The sequence below is a fragment of the Micromonospora aurantiaca ATCC 27029 genome, from assembly GCF_000145235.1.
GTDB classification, from domain to species: domain Bacteria; phylum Actinomycetota; class Actinomycetes; order Mycobacteriales; family Micromonosporaceae; genus Micromonospora; species Micromonospora aurantiaca.
Window position 1 is genome coordinate 4,332,627 of the sequence record NC_014391.1, and the last position, 26,226, is coordinate 4,358,852.

Below are 26,226 nucleotides of genomic sequence, written 5' to 3' on the forward strand. Positions count from 1 at the left end.
CGACGAGGACGCGAGGAGGCCGGGAATGACGGACCAGGACGAGCTGCACATCGCGCTGCTGCACCTCGGTGGCCGGGTGCCGGACGCGATGCTCGCCGAGGCGCGGCTGCGGCTCGCCGACACCGGCACGGTGTCTCTCCCGGAGCCGCCCGGACCGGTCGACCTGCCGTTCACGTTCGCGTCGGCCGTACCGAATCCGCGTGTCTTCGGTGGCCGGGTGCCGCCACTGGCCGACCTCACCGGCCGCGACGGCCTGATGGACGACACCGACCGGGTCGCGGTCGCCGCGGCCCGGCAGCAGCCCGGCGCGGTGGCGCTGTGGCGCGGATGGCGGCTCGCCCCGGAGTGGGCGGCCTCGGTGATCCCGCCCGCGCCGGTCTACGTGCTGGAGACGAACGGGCCGCAGGCGGTGACGGCGGCGACAGTGATGCGGGCACTCGCCGGGGCCGGGATCTCGGCGCCGCTGGTCGAGGTGTACCGCCCCGGCGACAAGCTCCCGCCGTACGCGGCCGCGGCCCGCCGGTCCGGCGCGCTGCTCTGGGCCGGCCGGGACACCGAACCGCTGCGGATCGCCCGCGTCTTCGACGAGGTGGACGACGACGGTGCTCGCTTCGCGCCGGACCGGGAGCGGCTGTCCGGCACCGACCTCGAACGGGCGGCGGCGTACCTGGACGCGGGCACGCCGGTGCTCGCCACCACCGCGCGCGGGCCCGACGTGGTGGAGCCCGGACGCGGCCGGGTCGTGCCGATGACCTACCGCACCGACGGGCGCTGGCTCTGGCCCGAGTCCGTCGCCTACTACCTCCAGGCGTACGGGCTGGCGCCGGAGCCGGACCTCCTGGCCCACATCCGGTCACGTGGTGACCGGCTCCCGGTCACCGACCCCGCCGACGAGCACCGCGCGCTGGCGCTGCTGTTCCAGTCGTACGCCCTCGTCCCGGCGGAGGCGGACGCGGAGGCGGACGCGGAGGCGGAGGCGGACGCGTGACGATCTTCGTGGCGGTCGCGTCGTACCGGGACCGGGAACTGGTGCCGACGGTGCTGGACTGCCTGGCCAAGGCGGCGCACCCGGAGGACGTCCGCATCGGGGTGTGCTGGCAGCACCTCGGCGACGAGGACATCTCCGCCATCCGGGACCTGCCGCAGGTGGACGTGCAGGAGTACGACGCCCGGGACAGCCGCGGCGCCTGCTGGGCCCGGGACAAGACGTTCCAGCAATACCGCGGCGAGGACTGGCTGTTGCAGGTGGACAGCCACACCCGGTTCGCGCCGGGCTGGGACGTGCGGATGATCCGGATGGCGCGGGAGACGGGTGCGGCGAAGCCGGTCCTGACCGCGTACCCGGCAAGCTACGAGCCCGATCAGGAGTTTACCGGCGCGGGCGCGCCCGCCGAGATCGTCGTCAGCGACTGGACGACGTTCGGCGTACCGGTCTTCGGTCAGCGCCTGATCGAGGGGGCCGCGCCCGGCGTACCGCCCAAGCCGGCGCTGTTCCTGGCCGCCGGGTTCCTCTTCGCGCCCGGCTCGTTCGTCGCCGAGGTGCCCTACGACCCGGGCATCTACTTCCACGGCGAGGAGATCACCCTGGCCCTGCGCGCCTACACGTGGGGCTACGACCTGTTCCACCCCACCGAGGTGCTGACCTGGCACTACTACATCCGGCAGGACCGGCCGCGGCACTGGAGCGACCACGTCGAGCAGGACTGGTCCCGCTACGAGGAGCTGAGCCGTCGCCGGGTGCTCTACATGCTGCACACCCCGCCGGTCGACCGGCTCGGCATCGGGCCGGTACGCACCCTGGAGCAGTTCGTGGCGCACACCGGCTGCAACTTCACCCGGCGCACCTGGACCGACATGCTGGCCCAGGAACTCGTGCTGCTCTGATCAGCTGCCCCGCGCCGGCTCCCCGGCGCCGCTCGACCAGCGGGTCTCGGCGATGGCGGTGGCGAGCCGGTCCAGTTCCGGATGCTGCTGCGCGTACGACGTGACGTGTTCGGCCAGTTCGTGCTGGGACTGCCACCGGACCTTCCCGGCGCGCACCAGCGCCCGGTCCAGCGCGAGCGGGTCGCCGCGCAGGTGACGCCGGACGTCGACCAGGACGCCGGTGAGCGATTGCTCCTGCTCGTCGGTGCCGGGCAGCGCCGTCACCATCGCCGGCAGCGCTGCCACCGTCTCGTCGTCCATGCCCGGCACCAGGCCGATGAGCGCCTTCTCGCGCGCCTCCGGCCGGGTCTCCGCCAGGTACGCCATGCCCGCCTCGTCGGCGGCCAGGTGCCGCAGCGCGGGGTCGCGGCTCAGCTCCGCGACCGCCGCCGTCACGTCCGGGGCGGCGACGGCCGGATCGGTCGGGGGCGGGGCGGCGACGGCCGGATCGGTCCGCGTCGCGGCGGCGTCCGCCGTGACGGTGGGGACGGACGGGGCTGCCGTCCCGGTCCCGGCGGGTGCCGCCTCCGGCCGCCCGGCACCGGTCCGCGCCGACCTGCGGGCGCGCAGGCCCAGCAGGAGGGCGGCGAGCGCCGCCGGCCCGGCGAGCGTCAGCAACGCCGCCCGGCGGCCGATCCCGGCGGAGCCGGACGCCTGCGCGGCCGCCTGTGCCCGGGGCGCCTCCTCGGGCAGCACGGCGGTGACGGAGGCGGTCAGGTCGATCTCCGGCGCGACGCCGCCGGTGGTCTTCGCGGTCTTCAGCACCCGGTTGCGGACCTGCGCCGGGTCGAGATCCGGGTACGCCGACCGGATCAGCGCCGCCTGCCCCGCCACGTACGCGACGGCGAGGTGGGTGCCGGCGCCGTTCACCGGTCGCGCACCGGTGATGCCGAGGCTGGTCACGTCGACGCCGGGTGCGACCACGTCCACGCCGCCGGACCGGTAGCTGTCGGCCGTACCCCCGTCCGGCCCGATCCCCCCGACGCGCAGCACCGCGTCGTTCAGTGGCACGTCCGGGTCCGGTGGCGCCGACTCAGCGGCGGCGCCCACCACGACCACCACGCCGTCGTCGACCGCCTCGTTGACGGCGGACACCACCTCGGCCTGGCCGAGGTCCACCTGCGGCCCGAGCGCGACGACGGAGGCGCCGGAGCCGACCGCCGCCCGGATGCCCGCCACGCTCGCCGCGGTCGAGGCACCGGGTGTCCGGCCGGCTACCCGGACCGGCATGACCGCCGCGTCCGGCGCGATGCCGGCCACCGCCGACCCCTTCACCGGCTGCGCCACGATCAGCGCGGCCATCGCCGTACCGGTGCCGAGGCAGTCGGTATCACCGCGAGCGCCGCCGGTCGCCCGGTCGACACCCGTCGTCACCCGGCCGGCGAGCGGGGGCAGGCCGCCGGCGACGCCGGAGTCGACGACGGCCACGAGCTGGTCCCGGCCCCGGCTGTGCGGCCACGCCTGGTCGGCGGCGACGCGCGGACCCGCCCACTGTGACCGGGCGCGCGACGTCGCGGCGGTGCGGCACCCCTTCGGCGGGCGGACGGCCGCGTCGCCGTCGGCGGCGGGCTGCCGTCCGGCCGGCGTGGACGCGCCGGGCGCCGGCTTCGCGGCCGGCGGGACGCCCCGGCGGACCTCGCTGCCGTACGCGTCCCACGGCAGCACCAGCACCCAGCCGGCCCGGAGCCGGGAACCGTCGGTGAGGGTGGTGCCGTCCGGCTGGATCCGCCCGGCGTTGAGCGCGAACAGCTCGGCCGCCCGCGCGCCGTCGCCCAGGAACCGCTCCGCGATCTCGGTGAGGTTCTCCGGCTCGCCCTGGTGGGCCGCCTCGACCGTGTAGTACTTGACGTGGTCGCCCTCGGCGCGGGCGGCCGGCGCGAGCGGCGTCAGCGCGAGCACCGCCGACGCGACGACGGCGGCGAGCGCGGCCCGGGCGGCTGCCGGTGCGGTCCGGGTCATCCGCGACCACCTCGGCTGCCGACACCGGTCACGGGTGTGGTCCCGGACGTTGCGTGGTGCCGCGAACGCCGGGCGTCCGAACCATCCGTCATCGATCCACTCTTGAACCCGGTCGAGAAGACTGTCCTTACCAGACGGGCAGGCTAGCATCGCGGATCTCCGATGCACGAAGGGCCGCCGGAGGGTCCGGGCGCGGCATCACCGCGACCCGCTTCGGCGGACGCAGGCGAGAGGCGGCCGCCTCGGGTGCCGCGCCGTTGTGGAATTCCCACCGCGACACATTCTCGTAAACGCGTGATGACGCGTGATCGGAAGGCGGTCAATTCGGTTTCCGACAGCCGGACCGAAGAGACCACTCCGAATCATCCTTTCGATGCCGGCGATTCGCCGATAACTCATCCGCAAGCGGAGTGACAGCCGCCGGAAGGACGGTTGGCGAGTTGCGTCACACGGCATCACTGCGGGAAACGACTGTCGGCTACCGGGTAGCGCCACACGCCCTCATGGAGTAATCGCCACGAGCACGCGCCGGCCGGGCGGAGACATCCCGCGACCACCCGTCCGGCCCGGGTGAGCGGCACCTCCGGCCCGGTCCGACCCGGCAGGGTGGACAGATAGCGCGGATCCGGGTACGGACGGCCAGGTCCGACATCGCCGATCCGGACCGGGTCGGCCGGGAACACCGGAAAGGCGAGCCGGCCGCGTCCGCACGAATCGCCGCAGTGCCGCATTTCCGACTGACACGCTCAGTCGTACTGCCGTCACCCGCCGAGTCGGAAAAGCATTGACACCCCCGATCGCGGTTCGGCAAAGTTCCTTCCGCCGACCGCAACCGGAGGACACTTTCCGGCGGCTTATCGCGATCCCCGAAATCCTTTCCGCACCGATCACCATCGCCGGCGGACAACCGTGCGCCCACCCGGGCGATTCCCAGCCCGCTCGCGGGCCGGTTCCGGCCGCCTCCGAACCGAACGAAGGAGCATTTCCGTGCCCATCCAGGAATCCGAGCTCATCGACACCGTCAAGCGCGTGCTCGCCGACGTGACGCACGACGACGCCGTCCTCGAGATGGATCTCGACACCCAGCTCCGCGAGGACCTCGGGATCGACTCGATGACGTCGTTGACGTTCCTCATGGCGCTGGAGGACGCGGTCGACGGGTTCTTCGTGGACGCGACGACGCTGGAGGCCGAGCACTTCCAGACCATCGGCAGCATCTACGAGTACGTCCGGACGCAGCTGAGCACCGCGAAGATCGCCTGACCGATGACCGGCCTCTACGTACAGGCGGCGCACCACGCGGTGCTGCCCACCCGCGACGACCGGCACCCACCCCGGCCGCGCTTCGTCGAGTACCAGGCGGACCTGCACCGGATGGCCGGCGTGGTCCTCGACGAGGCCACACTCACCCGGGGCGACCAGTACACCTTCGTCGACCTGGCCGACGCGCTGGCCGACCGCACCGGACCCGGTCTCTTCCGCGACCTCGGTGTGCTCGTCACCAGCTACTGGACGCCGGAGTTCGACCCGGACGTGTCCGCGTTCGGCCCGTACCTGCACCACCGGCACCGCCTCGACTGCACCTCGTTCGACCTGGTCGACCAGGGCAGCATCTCCCCGGCGCTCGCGTTGCTGGTGCTCTGCGACTTCCTGCGGGCCGGTCCGGCGGACCGCGACGGCCTGCTGCTCAGCGTCGAGCAGACCACAGTCCCGGCCCCGGTCGGCGCCCACTTCCCCGGCCCGAGCCGGTCCACCGCCGGGGCGGTGCGGATCGGCCGCCGGCCGGCCGGAACGGAGATCCTGACCGTCACGGCGCTCGGCGAGCCGGCGGTGCTGGGCGACGACGGGGACCTGTCCCGCCTGGTCGCGCGCTGGTGCGCGGAGTACGACGTGGACCCGGCGGAGCTGACCGTGCGGGTCAACCGGGCCACGTTCCTCTACCGGCGGTGGGCCTACGCGTACGGGCCGGACTCCTGGCCGTGCCGGGTCGAGTTCCTGCCGCCCGAGCGCACCTGCACCGGGCTGTTCCGCTGGCTCGGCGCCGAGTCCACCACCCCGGCCGGCGGTTACGTCGCCTACGTCGAGGAGGACGTGGAGAGCCTGTCCGCCGCCGTGGTGCTGACCCGGGCGGTGACGCCGTGACGAACGTGCTGCGACTGCCCACCCGGCCCGCCGGGCCGGCCACCGACCCGGTCGCCGTCCGGTTCACAGTCGGCGCCGCCGTTGCCCGGGCCTGCGAGACCGGCGCGCTGCCGGCCGGATCCGGCCAGGCCGCCGGGTACGCCGGGCTGGTGCTCGCCGACCGCGACGCGGCGCCGGTGGAGGCGTTCGACCTCACCACGGGCGCCGTCCTCGGGGCGGAACGGCTCACCGTCGTACCCCATGAGCTGCTGACCCGCGCGGGCCTGGTGGTGCTGCGGTACCGGGCGGCCGGCGGACCGGCCGACGCACCGGCCCTGCGGCTGTTCCGGCAGGCCCTCGCCGACGCCGAGCGGGACGCGCTCGGCGAGGCGGTCCGCTGGTGCCGGCGGTTCCTCGCCGGCCGGCGTTCGGCCGGTCAGCGGCTCAGTGCCCACCCGGTGGTGGCCCACCAGATGGCCGGGCTGGTGGCCCGGGCCGCCGCCCTGCGCCAGACCGACGCGGCCGCCGCGCTCGCCGAACCGGCGGGCCGGGCCTGGTGGGTCCGGGAGGTCGACGGGCTGGCCCGCGACCTGATCCGGATGGCCGGCGGCCGGTCCGTCCTCGCCGGGCAGATGGCGCAGATGCGCACCGCCCTGCTCTACGCCAACCGGATCTACCTGGACGGTGCCCCGTGTTCCGACTGAATCCCGACCGCTTCGCCGCCCGCTACGGGCCGGAGTGGCTGGCCGCGGCCAGCTGGTACCGCGAGAACTCGCCGGCCGTGCCGGACGATCCCGACCTGGTGCTGCGGCACCTCGACCACCCGGCGGTCGCGCAGAAGATCGAGGCCGAGTTCGCGGCGGACACCCGCCGGCGGGCCGCGATGTTCGAGGCGCTCAGCTACGGCAGCGCGAGTTTCCTGCTCACCACCCCGGGCCCGTCGCTGTCCGGTGTGCTGCTGGACGCGCTGGGCACACCGCGGCAGCGGGCCTGGTTCCGGGAGCTGGTGTCCACCACCCGGTGCCGCACGTTCTTCGCGGTCACCGAGCCCGGACGCGGCTCCGACGCCGCCCACCTGGACACCACGCTGCGCGACGGCCGGCTGACCGGCGAGAAGCTGCTGTTCGGCAACGGGGCGGTGGCGCCCGTCGGCACCGTCCTCGCGCGCACCGGCGACGGTCCGCTGGACCTGGTGGCGGTGCTGATGACGCCGGAGCTGATCGAGTCCGGCGCGGTACGACGACGCGTGCTCCCGATGTTCGCCCTGCCCGGCGCGCAACTGTCCGAGCTGCGCGTCGACGGACTGCGGGTGCCGCCGGAGGCGGTGCTCGGCAGCCACCTGAAGGCCACCGAGCGCGGCATGATGGGCATGCTCAAGACGTTCCACCGCTTCCGGCCCGGGGTGGCGGCGATGGCGCTCGGCCACGCCCAGGCCCTCGTCGACTACGTCCGGGACCACGTCGGCGCCGCCCGCCCGGAGCTGGACCGGTTCGACCAGATGCTGGAGCGGTCGCGTGAGCTGAACGCCGCCGCCGCCCGCGAGGTCGACGAGGAGCCGCTGCGCGGCGCGCTGGTGTCGCTGGCGAAGCAGCGGGCCACAGCGGCGGCCGAGGAGGTGGCCGCGGTCCTCGCCCGGGAGCTGCCGGTGGCGGCGCTCGTCGACCACCCGTGGCTCGCCCGGTCCCTGACCGACGTGGTCGCGTACGAGTTCATGGAGGGCACCACGCCCATCCAGCTCGCCAACGTGCACGCCGGCTATCTGCGCCGGGAGGTGCCGGTATGACAGCCGTCGACCAGTCGCGCCCGGCCGGGGACAGCGCCGCGCCGCCGGTGCTCGGGCCGGTGCTGGCGATCGCGCTGCCGGTGCTGCTCGCGTCGCTGGCGAGCCTGGTGGCGCCGCTGCTGAACACCGCCGTGATCGGCCGGCACGATCCGGCCTACCTGTACCCGCTGGCGCTGGTGCTGCCGATGATCCTGTTGCAGAACTCGGTGAACGAGAGCCTGCGTGTCGCGTCGGTGGCGTTCGCCGCCCAGGCGTCGGGCAGCGGCGACCTCGACACGTACGCGCGGCGGCAGCGGACCGTGCTCGTGCTCGGCGTGGCGGTCAACCTCGGCGTGGCGCTGCTGTTCCTGGTGGCGCACCCGCTCTTCCTCGACCTGTACGCGGTGCCCGCCGGTTCGCGCACCCTGGTGTACGCGTTCGTCCAGCTCAACACGCTCACCGGCGCGGTGCTGGCGGTGAGCGTGGCGCTGATGTCGAGCCTCTACGGGCTGCGGCAGGTACGCGCGGTGACCGTCGGCACGCTGGTGAGCCTCGGCTCCGGGGTGGTGCTCACCGCCGCGCTCGTCGGCTGGCTCGGCGTGTTCGCCCTGCCGGCGGCCACCGCCACCACCGCGACCGCCACAGCGGTCTGGGCGTCCCGCCGCCTGGCCCGCTGCGGGGTGCGGCCCTGGGCCCGGATCGGGCTGCGCGCACCGGTCCGCCGGTCCTGGCGGGAGGTCTGCCGGATCAGCGTGCCGGTGAGCCTGGGCTACCTGCTGCTGTTCGGCAGCGGGCTGGTGCTGACCCGGATCCTCGCCGGCTACTCCCCGCTGACAGTGGCCGGGTACGGCGTGGCGTACCGGGTGCAGAACCTCGTGCTGCTGCCGGCCATCGCACTCGGTGTGGGCGCCGGCATCACCGTCAACCGGCTCGCCGCGCAGCGCCGGGGCGGGCGGGTCGGACCGTCGGTCGTCGCCGCGGTCGGGCTGTCGGCGGCGGTGTTCGCGGTCGTGGCCGCCCTGGTCTGGCTGCTCCGCGGGCCCGGGACCGGGCTGCTCACCGGCGATCCGGCGGTGGCCCGGGCCGCCGCCGACTACCTCGGCCACCTGGCGCCGGCCTATCTGGTCGCCGGTCCGCTGCTCACCCTGTCGATCTTCCTGGAGGAGACCGGGAACGGGGTCCGGGCGCTGGTCGTGAACGCCACGCTCACAGTCGTCCAGCTCGCCCTGGCCGCCGGGCTGGCCCGCGCCGGGCATCCGGTGTCCCACGTCTACCTCGCGCTGGCCGTGGCCCACCTGCCGGCCGTCGGCTTCGTCGTCCACGAGCTGCTCCGCGCCCGCCGCCTCGGTGGGCGGGTCAGCGCCATCCCCACGAGCTGAAGGAAACACGATGCACCGAACCCTGTACGACGTCCTCACCGCCACAGTGGACAGTCATCCCGACAAGCTCGCCCTGATCGCGGGACCGCACCGGCTGACCTACCGCGACCTGGCGGCACGCGTGGCCGGCCTGGCCGGCCGCCTCCAGGCCGACGGCGTGCGCCCCGGCGACCGGGTGGTGATCTGCGCCGGGAACCGGGTCGAGACGGTGACCGCCTTCTGGGCGGCGCTGGCCGCCGGCGGGGTGGCCGTGGTGGTCGGCCACGAGCAGCGGCCCGAGCGGGTACGCCACGTGCTGGCCGACTGCGCCGCCACCGTCCTGCTCGCGCTGGAGCCGATGGCGCGCTCCCTGACCGGCCTGGGCCTGCCGGCGTCGGTCCGGGCGGTGCTGCCGGTCGGCGCCGAGGACACCCTCTTCGCCGGTACGCCGGCACCCGTCGACGTGATCAGCGAGGATCTGGCCGCGCTGGTCTACACGTCCGGCTCCACCGGCGACGCCAAGGGCGTGATGCTCAGCCACGCGAACATGCTGACCGCGCTGGACTCGCTCAACGAGTACCTGCGCAACGGCCCGGAGGACGTGTTCCTCTGCGCCCTGCCGCTCGCCTTCGACTACGGGCTCTACCAGATGATCATGGCGTTCTCGCAGGGCGCGACGCTGGTCCTGGAGCGGGACATGAGCCTGCCGTTGCAGGTCGTCAAGGACATCGCCCGCTACCGCTGCACAGTCGTGCCCGGCGTGCCGGTGCTGTTCGAGCTGGTCGAGCAGTTCAGCCGCTTCGGCATGCCGGACGTGAGCAGCGTCCGCTGCCTGACCAACACCGGCGCCGCGCTGCTGCCCCGGCACATCGCCGCGATCCGCCGGCTGTTCCCCGGCGCGGACATCTACTCGATGTACGGCGTCACCGAGTGCAAGCGCTGCACCTACCTTCCGCCGGAGCTGCTCGACGCCAAGCCGGGCAGCGTCGGGCAGGCCATCCCGAACACCCAGATCCTGGTGGTCGACGAGCAGGACCGGCCCTGCCCGCCGTACCAGGTGGGGCAGCTCGTGGTGCGCGGCGGCACGGTGATGCAGGGCTACTGGGGACTGCCGGACGAGACCGCCCGCAAGATCCGCGAGCACCCGGTACGCGGCGGCCGCTGCCTCTACACCGGCGACTACGGCTACCTCGACGAGGACGGCCACTTCTTCTTCAAGGGCCGGATCGACGAGGTGATCAAGGTCCGGGGACGCAAACTGATCCCCCGCGACGTCGAGGAGGTCCTGCGGTCCGTGCCGGGCGTCGCCGAGGCGAGCGTGGTCTGCACCGCCCTCGACGACGGCGACCACGACATCGCCGCCTTCGTCGCCGCCGACCCGGCCGCCGTCGACGCGTCCGCGCTGCGTGCGGCCTGCCGGTCCGGCCTGGAGACCTGGCAGCGGCCCACCCGGTACGAGGTGCTCGCCACGCTGCCGCGCAACAGCAACGGCAAGGTGGACAAGCCCGAGCTGCTGCGCCGGTACCCGGTGCCCACTGCGGCCCTGGCACCGGCCGGTGCGCCGTGCTGAACCTGACCGCCGTGCAGGCCGTCGTGCCGGACGACCGGCCCAGCCTCTTCGCCCTCGCCGGCCGGTACGACATGCCGCGCGCCGAGCTGGCCGTGTTCCACCGGATCTACGGCCTCGACCGGGTACCGGTGTGGTCCGGCGACACCGCCGCCCTGGTCGAGGAGACGGTGGCGAACCTGCTCAAGGAGTCGGGTGTGGACTCCGGCCGGGTCCGCTGGCTGGTGCACGCCCACACCGGCACCCACCAGGACGTGGTGGGCCGCGCCGGCCTGGCCCGGATCTGCCGCCGGCTCGGGCTGGACCGGGCGCAGTCGTTCGGCATGACCACCAACAACTGCGCGTCGACGGTGTCCGCCATGCGGGTGGTCGACCGGCTGCTGGCCCGGGGTTCGGCCACCGACGTGGCGATCGTGGTGACAGCCGACGTCGCGTTCACCCCGATCATGCAGGTGATCCCGAACAGCTCGGTCACCGGCGACGCCGGGGTCGCCTGCCTGTTCAGCCGCCGCGACGCCGGTCACCGCGTCCTGGCCGCCCGGATCGACACGTACGGCCGGCACGCCGCCTGTCAGTGGCAGGACGAGGCGGCCAACGCCGAGTTCGAGGCCGAGTATCCGGCGCGGCTCGCCGACGTGATGCGCCGCGCGCTCGACGACGCCGGGCTGACCTGGCCGGACATCCGCATGGTGCTGCCGCACAACGTCAACACATTCTCCTGGAAGCAGGTCGCGGCGCGCGCCGGCATTCCGTTCGAGTCGGTCTACCTGGACCAGGTGCCGCACACGGCGCACTGCTTCGGCGCCGACATCTTCCTCAACCTCGCCGCCGCCGACCGCGCGGGCCTGCTGCGGCCCGGTGACCGGCTGATGCTCGCCACGGTCGGGCTCGGCGCGGTCTTCGCCGCCGTGGTGCTGGAATACGGGAGTCACACATGACCATCGGATACCGCGCCGAGCTGCGCGACCGGCTGCTGGCCGCCGCCCGGCGGCACCCGGAGCGTACGGCGCTCTGGGTCGAGGACCGCGCGTACACGTACCGGGAGCTGTTCGCCCGCGCCGACACCCTGGCCGGCCGGCTCGACGAGCGGGACGAGCCGTTCTGCCTGGTGTACTGCGGCCGGAACCTGACCCGGTACGTCGCGATCCTGGCGAGCCTGCTGGCCGGCAAGGCGTTCGTGCCGATGTGCCCCACGTCGCCGCCCGCCTACTGCGAGAAGGTGCTCAAACGGCTCGACGGACAGGTGGTCGCGGTCCTGGACAGCGGTGACCCGGACCAGGACGACCGGCTGCGGACGATGATGGCGCCGCCGGCGCCGGTGCTCGACCACGGCCCCGGGCCGCGGTGGGAGGGCGAGCCCCGGCGGCCGCAGGGCGGCGCGTACCTGATGTTCACCTCCGGCAGCACCGGGGTGCCCAAGGCCGTCCTGGTCACACTGGACAACCTCACCGCGTACCTGGACGGCGCGATCGAGCTGTTCGGCCCGACCTGCGAGGACCGGTTCGCCCAGGTCAACAACTTCACGTTCGACCTGTCGGTGCATGACATCGCGCTGCCGTGGACCGTCGGCGCGGCCGTGTACGCGCTGCCCGACCAGGCCGTCTACAAGCTCCCCGCGCTGGTACGGGAGCACGCGCTGACCTTCTGGCTGTCCGTGCCCACCACCGGCGTCAGCCTGCTCGACCTCGGCCTGCTCCGGCCAGGCGCGCTGCCCAGCCTGCGCCGGACGCTGTTCTGCGGGGAACCGCTGCCCCGGCGGCTCGCGCAGGCGTGGCACGCCGCCAACCCGGACGGGGAGCTGTTCAACGTGTACGGGCCGACCGAGTGCACGATCGCGGTGACCTCCTTCGGCTGGCGGCCGGACCAGGACCTGCCGGACGTCGTGCCGATCGGATGGCCGTACCCCCGGCAGGAGGTCCGCGTCGTCGGCGCCGACCTGGCCGGGGTGGCCGCCGGGCAGACCGGCGAGTTGCTGCTGCGTGGCAGCCAGCTCGTCCCGGGCTACCACGGCGACCCGGAGCAGACCGCGGCCCGGTTCGTCGAGCTGCCGGACGCGCCAGGACGCTGGTACCGCACCGGCGACCTGGTCGCCCACGACCCGCGCTGGGGGCTGGTGTTCAAGGGCCGCCGCGACGACCAGATGCAGGTCCGCGGGCACCGGGTGGAACGGCTCGAGGTGGAGACCCTGCTGCGGCAGGTGCTCGGCACCGAGGCCGTGGCGGTGGTCGGCTGGCCGGTGGCGCCGGGCGGCCTCGTCCAGGGGCTCGTCGCGTTCGTCGCGGACACCGCGACGCCGGTGCCCGAGATGCGCCGCCGGATCAGCCGGGAACTGCCCGAACACCTGTGGCCGAGCCGGATCCACGTCGGCCCGCTGCCGCAGAACCGCAGCCTCAAGGTGGACTACCCGCAGCTGCGGCGCCGGCTCGAGGAGGAAGCGTGACCGCCGCCGTGCGGACACCGGCCGCCGGGCTGGACCGGATGCTCGCCACCTACCGCCGGCACACCCCGATGACCGAACCCGGACCGCACGCCGAGGCGCTGCGCCGGCTGCCGGCCGACGTGCCGGCCCTCGTGGAGGTCATCGGCGGCCTCTTCGCCCACTACGAGCTGGACCCGCCCGCGGCCGGCTGGAAGCCCGGACCGGACCGGCTCGCCGAGGTCGACCTGCGCACCACCCGGCGGATGCTCGACCGGGTGCTCGCCCTCGACCCGGCGCCGCTGACCCGGGCCCGGCCGCTGCACCGCCGCTGGCTGGGCGTCTGCCGGGACGCGAGCCTGCTGCTCTGCGCCGTGCTGCGGGAGCAGGGGGTGCCGGCCCGGCTGCGGTACGGCACCGCCCACCACCTGTACGTGCCCTACCGGCCGATGCACGACCACGTGGTGGTCGAGTACTGGTCGGCCGGCGAGGGCCGGTGGCGGTACGCCGACGGCCGGATGTACCGGACCGCCCGGGACACCTTCCAACTGCCCGACCACTACCGGGACGACGTTCCGGAGTCGGTGTTCCTCACCGGCGCCCGCGCCTGGCGCCGGGCCCAGGAGGGCGAGCGTGCGGCGCTGCGCCTCAGCGGCCTGATGCTGAACGCCGACGCCGGCCGCTGGCAGGCCCGCAACCTGTTCCTGTACGACCTGGCCGCCCTCGCCGGCTGGGAACCGCTGATGTGGGACGCCTGGGGCTACATCCGCCGGGCCCGCCCGCAGTCCCGCCCGCGCGGGTTCCTCCAGTACCGCAAGCTCGGCCGGCTCGCCGCGCTCGACGACCGCGATCCGGAGCAGTGGCGCGAGCTGCTGCTCCGCTACCGGGCCACCCGCCTGGTCCGGGTGCCGGCCCGGGTGCTGTCGTGCAGCCCGGTCAACGGCCGCCGCGTCGTCGCCGCGCCGCCCGCCCGGAGGACACCCGATGATCGCGATTGACGCGGTGGTACGCGTGGAACCGGAACGACGGCTGTCGGTCACCGACGACCACGCGCTGCTCGGCCTCACCTCGGCCCGCGCCCGGGTGTACGGCCGGCTCTACGGCTACGACCGGATCCCGGTGGCCGCCGCCGGGCAGGAGTTCCCGATGCTGCTGGACGCCGTCCGGCGGCTGCTCGACGAGGCGCGCGTGACACCGGACCGCGTGGCGGTGGTGGTGCACGCGCACACCGGCCCGTACATCGGACCGGTGGGCGCCGGCCTGCCCCGGCTGGTCGCCCGGCAGCTCGGCGGCGACACGCTGTGCTTCGGCACCCAGTCCAACAAGTGCGTCTCCAGCATCAGCGCGCTGGACCTGATGGACCGGCTGCTCGCGGGGCGGCCCGGCGACGCCGTCGGCGTCCTGCTGATCGGCGAGACCGCCGACAGCCCGGATCTGCGGGTGCTGGACACCGGCATCGCCGGGGACGTGGCGTGCGCGGTGCTGCTGCGCCGAAACGGGCCCCGCGACCGGGTGCTCGCCCACGCGGTCGCCACGCACGGCCAGTACGCCGGCGGCATCTACACCGAGCCCGGCGCGCCGAGCCGCCAGGAGTACGAACGCCGCTTCCAGGAGCATCTCGGCGACGTGGTCGACCGGACGCTGCGGCGGGCCGGACGCCGTCCCGACGAGCTGACAGTCCTGTTGCCGCACAACGTCAACGTCAACGTGTGGCGGGCGGCGGCCGGCGTGATCGGCGTACCGGCCGATCGGATCGTGCTCGACAACGTGCCCCGGTACGGCCACTGCTTCGGCGCCGACATCTTCCTGAACCTGGACACCGTCCGGCCCCGGCTGCGCCCGGGTGACCTGGCCCTGATGGCGTCCGTCGGGGTCGGCGGCACGTTCGGCGCCGTCCTGCTCGAACACTGACCCGCGAGGAGAGTCGCGTGAAGAAGCTGTACGTCATCCTCATCAACGACAACGTGATCCGATCCGGCCTGGCCGACCTGGGCCGGCTCGCGGACGCGGAACTCTGGCTGGTCTCCAGCCCGCACTACGCGCGCCGGCTCACCGACGAGCAGCGCGCCGCGTACGCCCGGATCGTCGTGCCCGACGACATGGAGACGACCGACCTGGTGGCGTTGCTGGACCGGGAGCTGCCCCGCCCCCGGCCGGAGCAACTCCGGTTCCTCACCAACGACGAGTCCTGCGAGCTGATCTGCGCGCGACTCGCCGAGCACCTCGGCACGGCCGGCTGGCCGGCCGCGCGCCTGCTGCCGTTCGTGGACAAGATGGCCAGCAAGGCCGCGCTCGCCGGCAGCGGGCTGCGGCTGCCGCGGCACCTGCGCTTCGACCGCGACCGGCACGCCGCCGACCCGCGCGGCTACTGCGAGCGGATCGCCGCGGAGATCGGCTTCCCGATGGTGGTCAAGCCGGTCGACAGGTACGCCAGCATGGACGTGCGGCGGCTGGACGGGCCGGCGGCGTTGCGCGCCTGGGCGAGCTGGGCGTCCTCGCCGAAGGACCGCAACAGCTACGAGGTGGACGAGTTCGTCTCCGGCACGCTCTACAACTTCGACGCGCTGGTGCAGGACGGCCGGGTGGTGTGGAGCAACGTGTGCGCCAACCTCAACCCCTGCATGGAGTTCGCCGCCGGACGGTCGCTCGGCGTGTGGACGCTGCCCGCCGACGACCCGACGGCCGTGCGGGTGTCCGGGTTCGGCCACCGGGCGCTCGCCGCGCTGCGGCCACCGGACGGCGGCGTACACATGGAGGTGTTCGGCACGCCCGACGGCGAGCTGGTCTTCCTGGAGGTCGCGGCCCGGCCGCCCGGCGGCGAGATGCGCGCCGTCTACCTGCGCACCCACGGCGTCGACATCGACCTCGCGCACTACCTGCTGCGGGCCGGCGAGCCGTACGACGTGCGGGCCCGGCCGACCGGCGAGCTGGGGGCCTGGGTGATCACCCCTCGTCACGCCGGCCGGGTCAGCGCCGTCGACCTGCCCGCGCTGCGCAGCGAGCACACCGTGCAGGTGCACGTGTCGGTCGGCGAGACCGTCGCGCGCGCCAGCGCGCACATCGTCGAGCCGCCCTCCGCCGTGTTCATGGTCTACGGCGCCGACCGGGTCGCCTTCGGCCACGACATGGACCTGCTGCGTGACCTCACCCTCTACCGCGTGGAGCCCTGATGGACCTGAACCTCGCCGCCGACATCGCCGGCCGCACGCCCTTCTACCTGTACGACTTCGCCGCCGTCCGCCACCGGGTCGCCGAGCTGCGGGCGGCCCTGCCCGACGGTGTGCTGCTGCACTACGCGATCAAGGCCAACCCGATGCCGGCCCTGGTGCAGCGCCTCGCGCCGCTCGTCGACGGACTCGACGTGGCCAGCCACGGTGAGCTGCTGACCGCGCTCGGCACCGCCGTCGACCGGGAGCAGATCAGTTTCGCCGGGCCGGGCAAGCGCGACCCGGAGCTGGCCGCCGCGATCGCCGCCGGCGTGGTGGTCAACGTCGAGTCCGGCGACGAGCTGGCCCGGCTGCGCCGGATCGAGACGGCGGTCGGGCGGTCCGTCCGGTTCGCGCTGCGGGTCAACCCGGACTTCCAGCTCTCCGGTTCCGGGATGACGATGGGCGGCGGCGCGACCCAGTTCGGCATCGACGCCGAGGCGGTCGGCGAGGTGCTGCGCGGGCCGGGCCGGCGCGGACTGTGCGGGCTGCACATCTTCGCCGGGTCGCAGAACCTGCGCCTGGACGCGCTGACCACGGGGGTCAGCCAGACGTTCGAGCTGGCCGACCGGCTGGTACGCGAGCACCGGCTGGACCTCGCGCACGTCAACATCGGCGGCGGGCTCGGCATCCCGTACTTCCCCCGTGACGAGGCGCTGGACCTGGCCGCGTACGGCCGGCACCTGGCCGTGGAGGTGGAGCGGTGGCGCCGCCGCCACCCGGACACCGCTGTCGTGCTGGAGCTGGGGCGGTACCTGGTCGGCGAGGCGGGTGTCTTCGTCAGCCGGGTGGTCGAGCGCAAGCACTCGCGCGGCGAGACGTTCCTGGTGGTCGACGGCGGCATGCACCACCACCTCGCCGCCTCCGGCAACTTCGGCCAGGTGGTACGCCGCAACTACCCGGTGTCCGCTGTGACCGCGAAGCCGGCCGACGAGCGGGAGACGGTCACAGTGGTCGGACCGCTCTGCACGCCGCTGGACACGCTCGGCCGGCGGGTGGAGCTGCCCCGGTGCGAGGTCGGCGACCTGGTGGTGGTGCACCAGTCCGGGGCGTACGGGCCGACCGCCAGCCCGGTGCACTTCCTCGGCCATCCGGCGCCGGTCGAGGTGCTGCTCTGAGTGGGCACGGCGCTGCGCTGCACCGCGACGGCCGGCACACCCGCCAGAGCGTCCTAGGACATTGGTGTGCCGGCTGCCGCGGGAGGTCGGCCTGTGGGTAGGCGTGTTCAGACCGGCCGGACGCAGCTCACGGGCAGGGTCCGCCCGCGCAGACGTCGATCACCTTGCCGGTGAGCAGGAACACCGCCTTCTGCCGCTGCGCGCCGGGCTGAGCGCGCGGGAACTCGTGCGAGTCCTCGCCGTACTCCGGTCCGGCGGGGGCCAGGTTGGTCGGCGGCGGCGCGTACGCGGCGCCGCTGTTCCAGACCACCATGGCCGAGCCGGCGTACGGGTACCTGCGGATCGGCGCGATGCCCCAGAACGGCCGCACGTCCGGTGACCAGCCGTCGGCCAGCGCCGGGGCGTGCAGGCGGGCGCCGATGGTGCGGGCCTGGACCTCCGCCGCGGCGGTCGAGACCTGCTGGTCGGCGAAGGCCACGTGCATCAGCACCCGGTGCGCCGGGGTACGCGGCAGCGGCCGGCCGGTCATGTGCTGGGCGTACCCGTTGGCCTCGGACCGGTCCCACAGCATCTGGAGCAGACCGAAGATGAGCTGCTGGTCGATGCGGTCCGGGTAGTAGCCGTCCATCACGGACTGGAACGGGGCGAAGTCGACGCTGCGTTGCAGCAGCGTGGAGTAGTTCATCGCGGGCACGCCGAGCACCGAGCGGGTCCAGTCCTGGGCGACGGCGGTGAGCGCGCCGCCGTTGATGCCGCCCTGGCTGTTGCCGTCGTAGTGCAGCCCGCCGGCCACGTCGATCAGCGGTCGCCCGGCGGCGTCGCGGAACGCCGGGTGGGCGGCGAACCCGCTGCGGTGGATCATCGTCCGGCCCAGGAAGAGGAAGTTCAGGAAGCTCTGCTGGAGCCGGTCGGCCACCGCGGGGAAGGCGCTGAGGTCGGTGAAGGCGCCCGCCACGTACGGGACGTCGGCGGCGGCCATGCCGATCCAGCTCGTGGCGCAGAAGGTGAAGTCGTACGTCTGCGACATGGTCTTGACGTTGCCGGCGTTGACCTCGGTCGGCCGGCCGAGCAGGCCGTGGCCGTAGAGCGAGAGGTGGGCCGGCTTCGCGGCGGACGCGCTGCGCGGGATGTTGCAGACGAAGTCGGCCGCCACCGTCGTGCCGGACGGTGTGGGCAGCGCGTCCGGCGCCGGCGAGGTGCCGTCGCCGCCGGGCGGCCCGTAGTGCAGCCGGGAGCCCGGTCCGCCGTCACCGGTCAGGTAGGACGGTACGGCGACGGTGCCGGTCACCTGCCGGGCGATCAGCGGATCCTGCTCCGGCGTGTAGTCGGTGACCTGGTTGACTGTGAACGAGGGCGCGCGGCGGCCGAGCGCGGCGAACGCGCCGTCCCGGACCGCGAGCATCCGCCCGGTGAGGCCCTGCCGGCTGGCCACCGTGAAGTCCCAGGCCAGGTACAGGCTGTGCCGCTTGACACCGGCCCGGCTCAGGTCGGCGAGGATCCGCCTCATCTGCGGCGCGCGCGGGTCACGCCGGTCCAGGCCGGCGCCGGTCACGTACGCGCGGAACGCCTTCGGCGCCGGGATCAGCGCGCCGTCGCCGTCGCGCATGCCGCGCAGGCCGACGACGTACCTCGTGCCCTCGGTCAGCGCGACCGCCGGCCGGATGATCAGCGCCTGCCGGTCCGGGTTGCCGGCGGCGTGCGCGTCCAGTTCCGCCCAGTAGGGCGTGCGCCTGCCGGTGCGGGCGTCGAGCAGCACGATCGGCGCGTCCGGCGCCAGCGAGCGGCCCACGTCGGTGACCGGCGCGATCCGCGTCCGCTCGGCGTCGAGGCCGGGTACGCGCGCCAGGATCGGCGATCCGGGGCTGAACCCGTCCTGCCGGTTCCACTCCGCCGGGTCGATCGGCACGCCGAGCACGTTGGCGGGCATCGCGGAGGCCGCGAACCGGACCCGCTTGCCGGTCGGGGTGCTGCGGTCCGGGACGGTGAAGTAGTCGTTGGGGAACGGCAGCAGGCAGGCCGCCGGGTCGATCGGGTCGCAGGACCGCTGCCCGGCCGGTGCGGGAGGCGCGGACGGCGCCGCGGCGGCGCCGGAACCGAGCAGCACGGCCGATGCGGTCACCAACGCGGACACGGCGAGACGGAGCCGTCTGGGGGTGGGCACGCGTGTCTCCTTCGACAGCGGACGGTGGTGTTCTTCCTACGCCCGTGACCGGATCTCGGCAAGGGCCCGCACATCGACAGGGTCGCGAAGCACTACGTGGTGTGACGGGCGCGGCCTCCCGCCGTCCGCCTCTTCCCGGCGGCGGACGGCGGGAGGGGCGCCGGGCTAGCCGACGACCACGACGCGGCCCTGGTTCAGCGGTTGCAGGTGCGCCGGGTCGAGATCGTCCGGTGCGCCCCGGCCGCTGTCGTAGACGACGCGCCCTCCGTCGCTCTCCCAGATCCTGATCCGGAACCGGTCCACGTCACGTCCGTCCGGGGAGTCGGCGACAGTGAGCTGGTACGCGTACCCCGGCCGGCCGTTCACCGTGCCCTCACCCTGGTACCGGCCCACCGATCCGGCGACGGTCAGACGCTCGTGTGTCGTACCGGCGAACGTGAACTCGCGTCCCGGCAGCCGGAAGGTGGTCGCGCCGAACGGCGTGGGTGAACCCTTCACCAGGCCCGCGACGAAGGCGAACTCCCCCGGCCCGGTGGCGGCCACGTCGGCGCTGAGCGCGCCCGCCGGTGAGACGATCGCGCCGGCGCCGGCCACCGTCACGTCCGACGGGTCGTAGACCACGATCCGTACCGTCTGCTGCCCGGTTCCGCCGTCGTCGCCGGTCACCGTGAGGCGCGCGACGTGCACGCCGGGCCGGAGATCGCCGGTGGCGACGCAACCGCCCTCGTTGCGGTCCTCGCTGACCGCACCGGGCGTGGCCGGGGCCGGACCCCCGCCGTCCCAGTCGACCGCGCAGCGGTGGGTGTCCGGCACGCCCGGGTCGGTGAACGTGGCCCGCACGGTGACCGGACCGGCCACCCGCAACTCCTCGTCCAGTGCGATCGGGCTCACCTCGATCGGCCGGTTCGCCACGGTGACTGTCACCGTGTCGGTGGCGGTGCCGTGGCGGGCGTCGGTGGCGGTCAGTTCCAGCCGGTACGTGCCGGCCCGGTCGGCGCGGAACGACGGCGTGCGGGCCGGACCCTCCAGCCGCAGGCCGCCGCCGAGGCCGCCACCCTCCGGCTGGGCGAGCACCGTCCAGGACAGGGTCACCGGATCGCCGTCCGGGTCGGTGGTCCGGGTCGCGTCGAGGGTGACGGTGTCGCCCTCGACGGCGGTCCGGTCCGGCCCGGCGTCGGCTGTGGGCGGGCCACCGGCCGGCAGGACCCGGCCCACAGTCACCTCGGTACGCGCGGTGGCCCGCAGGCCGTCGGCGTCGGTGGCGGTGACCGTGAGGACGTGCCGTCCCTCGCTGAGCTGCCCCGGCGTACGGGTGGCGCCGGTGCCGAGGTCACCGTCACGGTCGGAGGTCCAGCGCACCGCCGACCCGTCCAGGTCGCCCTGTTCCGGGTCGGTGACGGACGCGGCGAGCGTGACCGTCTGCCCGGTGGCGAAGAACGTGCCGCCCATCGGAGCGGTGATCCGTACCGCCGGGTTCTTGCCGGCGACAGTGAGCGGACCGCTCGTCGCGTCGGCGGTGTGCACACCGTCGGTGACCCGTACCCGCAGCCGGCCGGTGGCCGCGCCGCCGGTGCCCGCGAGCTGCGCGGCGTCCAGCGTGTACGACGTCCCGGTGAGCCCGGTGGCCAGCACCCGCCAGTCGTCGGCGCCGTCCGGGCTGTACAGGACGCTCGCGGTGACCGGACCGCCGTCGGCGTCGCCGGCGCTCCAGCCCACAGTGACCGGCCCGGTGGCCGGCACCGACGCGGGCGGCGCCTCGCCCGCCAGCGCCACGACGGGCGGGTTCGCCGACACCGGGAGGGTGGCGAGGTCCCGCCCGGCGCGGGTGTCCACGAGCGTCACCCGGCGGGTGCCGGGGGCGAAGTCGACGACCTCGTGGAAGGGACGTGTCGCGGCGTGCTCGGTGGCCGCCGGGGTGAACGGGTGCTCGGCGAGCGTCGCCCCGGCGGCGTCGAGCAGCCGCAGCGCGTACGGGCCGGGCGTGGTGGCCGGGCGCTGGGTGGTGCGGGTCAGGCGCTGCCCGGTGAGGGTGGCGGTGCCGTCGCCGACGGCGCCGGACAGCGCCAGCAGGTCACCCGTCGCGCCCTGCTGGGCGGGCGGGTTCTGGACGCGGTTGCGCCACAGCCGCCACAGGTCGTCGGAGACCCAGGTGTTGCGGCAGTAGCTCATCAGGTCGGCGACCGGCGGGCTGGTGTCCGGCGCCCAGACGATCCGGCGCGGAGCGCCGACCGAGGCGTCACCGATGTCGTAGCCGGCGAAGCCGGGATTCGCCGGGTCCGGCCCGCCGATGGTGCCGCGCGGGTACGGGTAGGACCGGGGCCCGGTCTCGTCGCCGGGATTGTCCGTGCACTCCACGTGCCCGGCGCCGAGCAGGTGCCCCAGCTCGTGCAGGATGGTCGTGGGGTTGTGCGCTCCGCCGACCGCCACCCATCCGGGGATGTTCTCGGCGATGCCGCCCATCCGGTCCCGGTTCACCATGACCAGGTGGTAGACGCCGGGCTCCCGCGTCCCTGCCGTCGCCTGCCGGTAGCGGTCGAGCACCGAACGCGCGTCCTGCGCGTCGAGGAAGAAGCTGTCGTCACCGATCCAGAAGAACGGGTGGTCGTCGCGGTAGTCGGCGCGGGTGACCTCCAGCCGGCTCGTCGGCAGCGTGCGCCGCAGCAGCGACTCGGCCCGGTCCAGGTCGGACTCGGGAGGCAGCACTGTCTGTCCGTCGCGCTGGTAGCCGAACCGGATCAGCTTGACGCGAACCGGTTGGGACGCCTGGAAGCGCACCGTGCGCTCGGTCACGTTGTCCAGGTGGTCGGGCTCGGTGACCCGGCGGTCCGGGTTGATCTCGACCCGCAGCCTGACCTGGCCCTCGCTCGTCCACTGGGTGGGCAGCTCGAACAGGAACCCGCCGCCCAGTTGTCCGCGTCGCACCGTCCGGTCGGGCACCAGCAGGCGGCCCGGGTTCGCCGGGGCGAGCGGCGGGCCGAGCGACGTGCCGTCGGCCCGGAACCCGTGCAGGGCCGCGGTCACCGCGGGCGTCTGCGCGTCGGTGCCGACGTACGCCCGGACGACGGTGCGGCGGTCGGCGACCAGGTCGACGGAGTTGCCCAGGTCCTGGATGACCTGGGTGACCTCCAGCCCGCCGGCGGTCAGGTTCGGTCCGGGCGCGGTGCAGGTGTTCAGGTAGACGCGCAGGGTGTTGTCGACCTCGTCCAGGACGGCCACGTCGAGGGACTGGTTGTTGTCGAACCGCCCCACGGCCGCCTGCACCGGCTGGCTGCCCGCCGCGAGGACGGCCGGGGTGCCGAACGTGCCGTCGCCACGGCCCGGGAAGACGTAGACCGCCCGGCTGGCGTAGCCGACCACCACCAGGTCCGGACGGCCGTCCCGGTTGACGTCGGCGACGTCCACGTCGTGCGGACCCTCCCGCCCCGGGGTCAGCGGCCCCAGGTCCAGCGACGGCAACTCCCGGGGCGCCGACGGGAAGCCGCCGGACGGTGGGTCGCGGTAGTCGCTCCACAACCGGATGCGGTCCTCGCCGGGGATCGCGACGGCCGCGTCGAGCCGCCCGTCGAGGTCGAAGTCGGCGATCGCGGGCTTCCACGCCTCGCCGATCCCTTCCACCCGGGGCGCGGGGCTGTTAGCGCCGTCGCGGATCAGCGACACCGTGCCCTGTGTGCGGCTGCTGACCAGGAGATCGGGCACGCCGTTGCCGGTCAGGTCGCCGGCGGCGAGGAAGTCCGGCTGGACGTACGTCGGCTGGTCACCGAGGAGGAACCTCTGGTCGAAGCTGCCGCCGTTGAGGTTGCGGAACACCCGCACCCGGTCGTCGTCCCGGTCGGTCCGGTCCTCCGGGTCGAGGGCCGCCAGGTCGGGCAGCAGATCACGGTCGAAGTCGGCCACCGCGACGTCCGCCACGCTGCGGCCGGCCAGCACGCGCCCTCCCGGCCCGAAGCCCGGGTCTCCACCGGCGGCGCCGAACCAGACACCCACCCCGTCGGTGGTCGCGACGGCGTAGTCCGGTTTGGCGTCCCGGTTGAAGTAGCCGACGGTGACGGCGCGCGGCGTGCCCGGCGCCGGATAGACCTCCGGCGGGGCGCCGGGCCCCACCGACGTGCGGAACGTCCCGTTACCGACGGCGATGAGCTGGTGCACGTCGCCGTCACCGCTCGCCGAGGCGACGAGCAGGTCGTCGAAGCCGTTCTGGTTGGTGTCGACCGCCTCGACGTCACGGGGAGCGGCCACACCGGCGACCGCCGGCATGGCCGTGAACCCGAACGTCTCGCAGCCGGCGACGAGGCCCGCTCCCGGCGGGCCGGCGACCCGGACCGGTGCCGCGGCGCCCGGCACTGTCGCCCCGGGCCCCAGCAGGACCACCGCCAGAGCGGCCGCCACCGCGCCGGTCCACCGGCCTGATCTTCGTGAACGCATCACTGCCACCTTTCCGCGCGCACGACCGTCCGGCGCGAGGCCGGACGGCGGCGCACGATCGTCGTAGGAGAGTGGGAAGTCTCGATCGGGTCGACCGGGAGACAGCCGGCCCGGGCCGGGTGCCGCACGCGGGGCACCGCCGGTCCGGTACGAGTCTCGTCCCCGGGGGACGTCCGGCTACAGGGTCGGCGGTCCAGGGCGGCGCAACGGCGTGCCGGATCTTTCTGCCCGCGCGCAAGACAACCCCCTGCCCGTCCGGCCACATCGGGCGGCCGAGTCGGGAAGACGATTGCGCGCGGCGGTGGACGCCGAGCCGGCTCGGCACCGCCGCCGGCGGACCGCCACGGCCGGGGCCGCACGTCGGCACGCCGCGACGGCGGGCGTGGGAGATCGGCCCGGCTGCCGACGAGGGCGGTCACGACGACGAGGGCACTGCCGGCGCCGTCGCGAGTCCCGGGCCGGCCGCCCGGTTCCGGCCGCCGTCCGGCGGCGCACCGAGGGCGGCCGACAGGTCCCGTGCGGCCTGCTCGATCCCATCGGCCGTCGCCAGCGCGAACACGAACCGGTCCGGCCGCAGCACCACCAGGTCGGCGCCGTGCCGCCGCAGCCACCCGCCGAGCACCCCGTCGGCGTCCACGACGTCGATCCGGTCCGGACGGCCGTCCGCGGACGACTCCGGCAGGCCGGCGAGCGGGTCCGGCAGGCCGGCGAGCGGCGTGCCGGACGGGTGGACCGCGACGAACCGCACCGGCAACCCCTGCCACCACGCGCCGGGCGGGTCGTCCACACCGGCGCGACCCAGCACGACGAAGCCGTCGCCGAGCGCCTCGTCGAGCAGGCGCTCGCCGGGCGCACCCGGGATGAGGACCCGCGGCTGGGGGAACATGGTCCCGACCACGCCGTCCCGCCGCCCGCCGGTCATCAGGCCCCGCCGGTACGCCGGCACCGGCTTGAACTCGAAGCGCTCCACGAACCGCCGTACCCGGGGAACCGTCTGGACCGCCCGCAGCGCGGTGTCACGCAGCCAGGCGGAGATCCGGTTGCGGGCCAGGAAGACGCGTCCCAGCCGGACGCTCGTCTGTGCCATCTCCACCGTGTGCGGACGCCGCTCGGTCTCGTACGTGTCGAGCACCGCGGGATCGGCGGCGCCGGACAGCACCAGCGACAGCTTCCACGACAGGTTCGCCGCGTCGCGCAGGCCGCTGCACAGGCCCTGGCCCATGAACGGGGGCATCTGGTGGGCCGCGTCGCCGAGCAGGAACACCCGTCCCTCCCGCCACCGCTGCGCGACGAGGTGGTGGAAGGTGTAGACGACCGCCCGGGTGACGGCGAACCGGTCCGGGTCGACGTACGGCGAGACGAGCGCGGCGACGGTCTCCGGCCGCTGCACCTCGTCCTCGGTCTCGCCCGGTCGCAGCATGAACTCCATCCGGTAGCTGCCGGCCGCGCCGGGAGAGACGAACGCCGGGCGCCGCCAGTCGCACACGAACGTGGTGTCGGCCACCCGCACGGCGTCGGGCGGCACGTCGCCGGAGACCGCGAGCCACGGCTCGGCGTAGCTCGCCCCGGACAGCGGGATCCGGACGGCGGCGCGGGTGGCGCTGCGGGCGCCGTCGCAGCCGAGCACGTACCGGGCGCGGACCGCCCGCCGCTGCCCGGTGACCACGTCGGACAGGAGCACCGTCACGCCGTCCTCGTCCTGGGTCAGGCCGACCAACTCGGTGCCGAGCGCGAGCCGGACGTGCGGGAAGCGGTCCAGCCCGGCGCGCAGCGTCCGTTCCAGTCGCGGCTGGTCGAAGAAGCGCAGCGGCGCGTGCCCGTACCCGAAGTCCGTCTCGGACAGCTTCATCCGGGCGAAGACCCGGCCCGCGCCGTTGACGTACTCGACCAGCGGCGGCGCGATCGTCTCGTCGCGTACCTCGTCGAGCAGCCCGGCCTGCTGGTAGATGCGCAGCGCCTCGTCGTCACAGGAGAAGGCCCGCGGCTGACCGTGCGGCGTGGCGCTGCGCTCCACGACCAGCGTGGTGACCCCGCGGGCGCCGAGCAGGTTGGCGGTGAGCGCACCCACCGGCCCGCAGCCGACGACGGCGACCTCGACCTCCTGGACCTCCTGGTGAGCCGGCGGCTGAGCTGATCCCATGGTGGTGCCCCTTCGGAACATGGTCCCGGACGGCTCCGGCCGTCCTACCCGACACCGACCAGGGCACCAGCCG

At 74.4% G+C, this 26,226-nt stretch carries 18 protein-coding genes; 14 read left to right on the forward strand and 4 right to left on the reverse strand.

Annotated features, from left to right (window positions below; genetic code table 11):
* Positions 1-25: 25 nt before the first annotated feature.
* Positions 26-988 (forward strand): hypothetical protein, encoded by a 963-nt coding sequence (locus tag MICAU_RS19145; protein ID WP_013286997.1) that lies wholly within the window; start codon positions 26-28, stop codon positions 986-988.
* Positions 985-1,884 (forward strand): GlcNAc-transferase family protein, encoded by a 900-nt coding sequence (locus MICAU_RS19150; protein WP_013286998.1) that lies wholly within the window; start codon positions 985-987, stop codon positions 1,882-1,884. Before MICAU_RS19145 ends, MICAU_RS19150 begins: the two co-directional genes overlap by 4 nt.
* Here MICAU_RS19150 and MICAU_RS19155 read toward each other — a convergent pair whose 3' ends face one another.
* Complete coding sequence (locus MICAU_RS19155) at positions 1,885-3,882, reverse strand: S8 family serine peptidase (protein WP_013286999.1); 1,998 nt, start codon at positions 3,880-3,882, stop codon at positions 1,885-1,887.
* 987 nt (positions 3,883-4,869) lie between these two features.
* Between MICAU_RS19155 and MICAU_RS19160 the strand changes: the two genes are divergently transcribed.
* Genes MICAU_RS19160 through MICAU_RS19215 form a run of 12 tightly spaced genes read left to right on the forward strand, consistent with a single transcriptional unit; the run spans position 4,870 to position 17,430 of the window.
* Positions 4,870-5,145, forward strand: coding sequence for an acyl carrier protein (locus MICAU_RS19160; RefSeq protein ID WP_013287000.1), 276 nt, complete (start codon positions 4,870-4,872; stop codon positions 5,143-5,145).
* Positions 5,146-5,148: 3 nt separating this feature from the next.
* Positions 5,149-6,024 (forward strand): hypothetical protein, encoded by an 876-nt coding sequence (locus MICAU_RS19165; RefSeq protein WP_013287001.1) that lies wholly within the window; start codon positions 5,149-5,151, stop codon positions 6,022-6,024.
* Entirely contained in the window at positions 6,021-6,707 is a 687-nt protein-coding gene (locus tag MICAU_RS19170) for a hypothetical protein (RefSeq protein ID WP_013287002.1), read from the forward strand. Before MICAU_RS19165 ends, MICAU_RS19170 begins: the two co-directional genes overlap by 4 nt.
* The gene (locus MICAU_RS19175; protein WP_013287003.1) at positions 6,695-7,786 is read left to right on the forward strand and encodes an acyl-CoA dehydrogenase family protein; all 1,092 of its coding nucleotides are present in this window, start codon (positions 6,695-6,697) and stop codon (positions 7,784-7,786) included. The genes MICAU_RS19170 and MICAU_RS19175 overlap by 13 nt, the downstream gene beginning before the upstream one ends.
* Positions 7,783-9,144, forward strand: coding sequence for an MATE family efflux transporter (locus MICAU_RS19180; RefSeq protein WP_013287004.1), 1,362 nt, complete (start codon positions 7,783-7,785; stop codon positions 9,142-9,144). The genes MICAU_RS19175 and MICAU_RS19180 overlap by 4 nt, the downstream gene beginning before the upstream one ends.
* A gap of 10 nt (positions 9,145-9,154) precedes the next feature.
* Positions 9,155-10,693, forward strand: coding sequence for a class I adenylate-forming enzyme family protein (locus MICAU_RS19185; protein ID WP_013287005.1), 1,539 nt, complete (start codon positions 9,155-9,157; stop codon positions 10,691-10,693).
* Positions 10,687-11,628, forward strand: a complete 942-nt coding sequence (locus tag MICAU_RS19190) for a ketoacyl-ACP synthase III family protein (protein ID WP_013287006.1) — start codon at positions 10,687-10,689, stop codon at positions 11,626-11,628. The genes MICAU_RS19185 and MICAU_RS19190 overlap by 7 nt, the downstream gene beginning before the upstream one ends.
* On the forward strand, positions 11,625-13,130 hold the full coding sequence (locus tag MICAU_RS19195; protein WP_013287007.1) for an AMP-binding protein: 1,506 nt from the start codon (positions 11,625-11,627) through the stop codon (positions 13,128-13,130). Before MICAU_RS19190 ends, MICAU_RS19195 begins: the two co-directional genes overlap by 4 nt.
* Positions 13,127-14,104: a transglutaminase domain-containing protein gene (locus MICAU_RS19200; RefSeq protein WP_013287008.1), complete on the forward strand. Its 978-nt coding sequence runs from the start codon at positions 13,127-13,129 to the stop codon at positions 14,102-14,104. The genes MICAU_RS19195 and MICAU_RS19200 overlap by 4 nt, the downstream gene beginning before the upstream one ends.
* Complete coding sequence (locus MICAU_RS19205; protein ID WP_013287009.1) at positions 14,091-15,017, forward strand: 3-oxoacyl-[acyl-carrier-protein] synthase III C-terminal domain-containing protein; 927 nt, start codon at positions 14,091-14,093, stop codon at positions 15,015-15,017. The genes MICAU_RS19200 and MICAU_RS19205 overlap by 14 nt, the downstream gene beginning before the upstream one ends.
* A gap of 17 nt (positions 15,018-15,034) precedes the next feature.
* Entirely contained in the window at positions 15,035-16,276 is a 1,242-nt protein-coding gene (locus tag MICAU_RS19210) for an ATP-grasp domain-containing protein (protein WP_013287010.1), read from the forward strand.
* A complete protein-coding gene (locus MICAU_RS19215) occupies positions 16,276-17,430 on the forward strand; it encodes a pyridoxal-dependent decarboxylase, exosortase A system-associated (RefSeq protein ID WP_013287011.1) in 1,155 nt (384 codons plus the stop codon). The genes MICAU_RS19210 and MICAU_RS19215 overlap by 1 nt, the downstream gene beginning before the upstream one ends.
* 127 nt (positions 17,431-17,557) lie before the next feature.
* Here the strand turns inward: MICAU_RS19215 and MICAU_RS19220 are convergent, their stop codons facing one another.
* The 3 genes from MICAU_RS19220 to mhpA all read right to left on the reverse strand — a co-directional run bounded on the left by MICAU_RS19220 (position 17,558) and on the right by mhpA (position 26,153).
* The gene (locus tag MICAU_RS19220) at positions 17,558-19,591 is read right to left on the reverse strand and encodes a hypothetical protein (RefSeq protein WP_013287012.1); all 2,034 of its coding nucleotides are present in this window, start codon (positions 19,589-19,591) and stop codon (positions 17,558-17,560) included.
* Between the two features lie 165 nt (positions 19,592-19,756).
* Positions 19,757-24,013 carry an FG-GAP repeat domain-containing protein gene (locus tag MICAU_RS19225; RefSeq protein ID WP_013287013.1) on the reverse strand — a complete coding sequence of 1,419 codons (4,257 nt, stop codon included), beginning with the start codon at positions 24,011-24,013 and terminating at the stop codon, positions 19,757-19,759.
* 415 nt (positions 24,014-24,428) lie between these two features.
* A complete protein-coding gene (gene mhpA, locus MICAU_RS19230; protein ID WP_240638068.1) occupies positions 24,429-26,153 on the reverse strand; it encodes a bifunctional 3-(3-hydroxy-phenyl)propionate/3-hydroxycinnamic acid hydroxylase MhpA in 1,725 nt (574 codons plus the stop codon).
* Positions 26,154-26,226 lie beyond the last annotated feature (73 nt).